Source organism: Afipia birgiae 34632 (genome assembly GCF_000308295.2).
In the GTDB taxonomy this organism is placed as follows: Bacteria; Pseudomonadota; Alphaproteobacteria; order Rhizobiales; family Xanthobacteraceae; genus Afipia; species Afipia birgiae.
Genome location: NZ_HG326652.1, coordinates 508,796 through 512,882, shown reverse-complemented (window position 1 = coordinate 512,882; position 4,087 = coordinate 508,796). Strand labels below are relative to the sequence as shown.

Here is a 4,087-nt window from a genome sequence, read left to right as displayed (position 1 = left end):
TACGTTCGTATGTTCGCAGCGAGTATTGTTTCTTCTCGCGTTAGAGAAATCCCAACTACGCCGTAGTCCTCGATTGGTGTGTCAATCCACCAATAAACGACCTGACGCTGCCCCAAATTGTGCATGCCAAACAGGATCCGCTTCCGGGAGTTCTCCGCTTGCTGTTGAACAAGAGCGTAAGCGACGTCCACGTCCCATTCCAAAGATTTGGAGGGACGGATTGCAACGCGTTGGCGCCACGGACTGCAAATCCGTTGATCAGTAAGCCTCCGAGGAGAGACGCCTTGCGATGAGCTGGCCTGATGGTTGAGAACTGTACGTATGGACAGCCATACGATCAGTGCGCTGAATCGACTTGAGGTGGTGGATACGGGCCGGCGGCGGCGTTGGTCTGAGGAGGAGAAGGCGCGGATTGTTTTGGAAAGCCTGTCCGAGCCGCGTCTGGTTGCGGCGACGGCGCGTCGATATGGCCTGTCGCGTTCTCTGCTGGTGACCTGGCGAAGGGCGTTCGCAGCGAACCGGGCCCAATCCGGGGCTGGCTTTGTCAGAGCGGTTGTGGCGGAGGATGGGCCGGTTAGGTCGGCGGCGCTTTCGTCGCAGGGCGCGACATCGCATGCGACGGAGCGGCGAATTGAGATCGAGCTGACGGGTGGACGGCGCATCATTGTCGACGCGAGCGTCGACGTTGAGGCGCTTGGCAGGATCGTCGAGGTTCTGGATCGGCGATGATTCCAATCCCTACAGGAGTTCGGGTGTGGTTGGCGACGGGCCACACCGACATGCGCAAAGGCTTCGCCTCGTTGTCGTTGCAGGTGCAAGAGGTACTGCGCCGCGATCCGCTGAGTGGTCATCTGTTCTGCTTCCGCGGGCGCCGAGGCGATCTCTTGAAGGTGATCTGGCATGATGGCCAGGGGGCGTGCCTGTTTACGAAGAAACTGGAGAGAGGTCGTTTTATCTGGCCGTCGCTGGCGGACGGCGTGGTGTCGATCTCGCAGGCACAGATGAGCTATCTGTTGTCCGGCATCGATTGGCGCAACCCCCAGGATACCTGGCGTCCGACGAGCGTGGGCTGAGAGTTTGTCGTTTGAGTTTGGCGGCGAATATGATTCCATCTGGTTATGGACTCCACCGCCGACCTACTGCCGCCTGATCTTGCCGCCGCGCATGCGATGATCCTGGCGGAGCGCGCGGCCAGGCTAGCGGCGGAAGCCAAGCTCGCTGAAGCAGCCAATGCCCAGGCGAAGCAATCGAGCACCGAAGCGCTGATTGCCCACCTCAAGCTCGAGATCGAGAAACTGCGGCGGACACTTTATGGAACGCGCTCGGAGCGGTCGGCACGACTGCTCGATCAGCTAGAGCTGGAACTTGAGGAACTCGAGGCGACCGCGACTGAAGATGAACTTGCGGCTGAGAGGGCGGCGGAAAAGACGCAGAAGGTGCGTTCGTTTGAGCGTAAGCGGCCGGTTCGCCAACCCTTCCCCGATGACATTGAGCGAGAGCGCGTGGTCCTTCCGGCTCCGACGCAATGTCCCTGCTGTGGGTCAGCGCGACTGTCGAAGCTCGGCGAAAGCGTGACCTCGACGCTGGAGGAGATCCCGCGCCGATTCAAGGTGATCGACACGGTGCGGGAGAAGTTCAGTTGCCGAGACTGCGAGGCGATCACGCAACCGCCGGCACCCTTCCATGCGACGCCACGGGGTTACGTTGGACCCCAGCTTCTGGCGACGATCCTGTTCGACAAGTTCGGCCAACATCAGCCGTTAAACCGACAGAGCCAGCGCTTCAAATGCGAGGGGATCGACCTGTCGGTCTCGACGCTGGCGGACCAGGTGGGCGCCGGAGCCTTTGCGGTCAGGCCGATCTTTGAACTGATCGAAGCCTATGTGCTCTCCGCTGACAGGCTTCACGGCGACGACACCAAGATCCCGATCCTAGCGAAGGGGAAGGCGGACACCGGCCGGATTTGGACCTATGTCCGCGACGATCGGCCATTTGGCGGGCAAGGTCCGCCAGCGGCGCTGTTTTACGCCTCACGCGATCGGCGTGGTGAGCACCCGGCAAGGCATCTTCAGAGCTTCGCCGGAATCCTTCAGGCCGACGCCTATAGCGGGTTCAATGCTCTCTTCGATCCCGGACGCAAGGCGTCGCCGGCCACGGCCGCCTTCTGTTGGGCACACGGCCGGAGGGCGTTCTTCGAACTGGCCGATATCGCCCAGAACGCGCGGCGCGGACGTTCCGCGACGGCGATCTCGCCCATTGCGCTGGAAGCGGTTCGTCGGATTGACCAGCTGTTCGAGATCGAGCGCGAGATCTATGGGCATAGCGCTGAGGAGCGGCTGCGGCTTCGGCGGGAGAGAAGCGCGCCGCTATTGACCGATCTTGAGGCTTGGCTGCGGGCAGAATCTGCCCGTCTCTCGCGTTCGTCCAACGTGATCAAGCCGATCAACTATCTGCTCAACCGATGGGATGGCTTTGCCCGCTTTGTCCATGACGGAAGGATTTGCCTGACCAACAATGCGGCCGAGCGAGCGCTGCGCGGTTTTGCGCTGGGAAGGAAAGCATGGTTGTTCGCGGGCTCCGATCGCGGCGCCGACCGGGCTGCCGTGATGGCGACGCTCATCATGACGGCGCGGCTCAACAACATCGACCCGAAAGCCTGGCTGGCCGACCTCCTCGCTCGCATTGCCGACGTGCCGCAAAGCCGGCTGCACGATTTTTTGCCGTGGAACTGGACGCCTACCACATCGACGTCCTCCGCTCAGGCGGCATAGCCATGCACGTCAACAAAGTTCATGCCGTCTTCACAATCGGACGCGTCGCAAACGACCTCGGCGAAGACGAGGACTGGCTCTGGGACGTGGCCAACGGAATGGACACAGAGGACGGCGTCATCTGGGTTTATGGCATGGGTGACGACGGCGTCATGGCGTTCACCGACTTCGGCATCGAAAACCTGATCGAGCTAATCAGAATACACAAGGAAAACCCCGAACCCCTCAAGCGGTGAAATCGGTGGTCCACTGTCCGCGGCTTAGCTCGGATGGATACGTTGATCAACGCGTTGCAAATCTTTGAAGTCGCGACTGCGGCGGCAGCTGCGGAGAATTAGGAGGTGCGGGCGAACGACCAGGGCAAGAGTTCGTCGATCCGCGACTGCGGGTGACCGGTTGCGATCGCTTCGAGGGTCGCTTTCAGCCAGGCGTAGGGCTCCACGCTGTTGATCTTGCAGGTGGCGATGAGCGAAGCTATGCGGGCCCATGAACGGCCACCTTCGTCGTGACCTGCAAATAGACTATTTTTGCGCGTCAGCGTCAGCGGTCTGATTTGATTTTCGACGGGGTTAGTGTCCATCTCAACGCGGCCATCGTCGAGAAACAAAGTGAGGCCATCCCAATGGTTCAGCAGATAGGCGATCGCCTTGCCCATCTCGCTGCCCGGCGACAGGCGGGCAGCTTGCTCGCGCAGGAATCTCTCGAGTTCGGCGACGAGCGGCCGTGATCGCTCGTTGCGCGCCTTTTGTCGGATCGCGGCGTCGGCGCCACGGATCTCCTTCTCGATTGCGTAGAGCGCGGCGATGCGCGCGAGGACGGCTTCGGCGATGGGTGAGCCGGCCTTCGGAGTCGCGGCAATGATCTCGCGCCTGGAGTGGGACCAGCATGCGGCCAGCCGCAGCGGCGCGCCGCCTTGACGCTCGAGTCGTGCGAGCCTGTGATAGCCCTGGTATCCATCGACCTGAAGGATGCCGTCGAAGCCGTCGAGGATATGCTCGGCATGTTTGCCACTGCGTCCTGGCGCGTAGTGGTAGACCACGATTGGTGGATCAGCGCCGCCGTGGCCGCGATCGTCGCGCAGGACAGCCCACAGATAGCCGGTCTTGGTTCGGCCCCGGCCCGGATCGAGCACGGGTGCCCTGGTCTCGTCCATGAACAAGCGGCCCGATTGCTTCATCACGACGCTCATGCGCTCGACCAGCGGCGCGAGGTGGAAGGCGACTGTTCCCATCCAATCCGCTAGAACGGCGCGATCGATGAGGATGCCATGCCGGGCCAGAACCTGGGACTGACGATAGAGCGGCATGTGCTCGCTG

General features: G+C 61.7%; 6 protein-coding genes. 4 read left to right on the top strand and 2 right to left on the bottom strand.

Features of this window, described 5'->3' with window-relative positions:
• Positions 1–191: hypothetical protein (locus BN32_RS27440; protein WP_210164655.1), on the bottom strand; the 191-nt coding region annotated here is incomplete at its 3' end.
• Positions 192–321: 130 nt separating this feature from the next.
• On the opposite strand from BN32_RS27440, the gene tnpA reads away from it, so the two are divergent.
• The 4 genes from tnpA to BN32_RS02380 are packed head-to-tail and all read left to right on the top strand — an operon-like array spanning position 322 to position 3,007.
• Positions 322–729 (top strand): IS66-like element accessory protein TnpA, encoded by a 408-nt coding sequence (tnpA, locus tag BN32_RS02395; RefSeq protein ID WP_019200262.1) that lies wholly within the window; start codon positions 322–324, stop codon positions 727–729.
• 23 nt (positions 730–752) lie between these two features.
• A complete protein-coding gene (gene tnpB / locus BN32_RS02390) occupies positions 753–1,073 on the top strand; it encodes an IS66 family insertion sequence element accessory protein TnpB (RefSeq protein WP_430641877.1) in 321 nt (106 codons plus the stop codon).
• A gap of 45 nt (positions 1,074–1,118) precedes the next feature.
• The gene (gene tnpC / locus BN32_RS02385; protein WP_019200260.1) at positions 1,119–2,771 is read left to right on the top strand and encodes an IS66 family transposase; all 1,653 of its coding nucleotides are present in this window, start codon (positions 1,119–1,121) and stop codon (positions 2,769–2,771) included.
• Positions 2,772–2,773: 2 nt separating this feature from the next.
• Complete coding sequence (locus BN32_RS02380; protein ID WP_019200259.1) at positions 2,774–3,007, top strand: hypothetical protein; 234 nt, start codon at positions 2,774–2,776, stop codon at positions 3,005–3,007.
• A 98-nt stretch (positions 3,008–3,105) separates the two neighbouring features.
• Here BN32_RS02380 and tnpC (BN32_RS02375) read toward each other — a convergent pair.
• Positions 3,106–4,087 (bottom strand): IS66 family transposase (gene tnpC / locus BN32_RS02375; protein WP_040425865.1); only part of this gene is annotated, 982 nt, incomplete at its 5' end.

Coding starts and splice junctions, on each gene's coding strand:
- tnpA (WP_019200262.1), top strand. CDS start 322: ATGGACAGCCATACGATCAGTGCGCTGAATCGACTTGAGGTGGTGGAT.
- tnpC (WP_019200260.1), top strand. CDS start 1,119: ATGGACTCCACCGCCGACCTACTGCCGCCTGATCTTGCCGCCGCGCAT.
- BN32_RS02380 (WP_019200259.1), top strand. CDS start 2,774: ATGCACGTCAACAAAGTTCATGCCGTCTTCACAATCGGACGCGTCGCA.